Below are 254 nucleotides of genomic sequence, written 5' to 3' on the forward strand. Positions count from 1 at the left end.
CGCACTGGATGATCTATCTGCCCGTGATGGGCCTGTCGTTCGTGCTGATGGTGCCGGCCATCATCGCGGCGGAGAAGAAGGGCAAGATGAAGGCCGTGGTGGTCTCGGCCATTGGGCTTATTCTGATCGGCCAGCTTCTGCTCGGCTCGCTTGCGCATACCATAGCAATCGTGGCCGCCGTGCTGTTCGTGTACTTCCTCGGCTTCAATATTCTGGAAGCGTCGCAGCCTTCGCTGGTGTCGAAGCTCGCGCCG

At 60.2% G+C, this 254-nt stretch carries 1 pseudogene; it reads left to right on the forward strand.

What is annotated here, in order from left to right:
* Nucleotides 1-254 (forward strand): annotated as a pseudogene (locus SB772_RS43315) (MFS transporter); the annotation flags it as partial.

The sequence above is a fragment of the Paraburkholderia sp. SIMBA_030 genome, assembly GCF_046535245.1.
Lineage (GTDB): Bacteria > Pseudomonadota > Gammaproteobacteria > Burkholderiales > Burkholderiaceae > Paraburkholderia.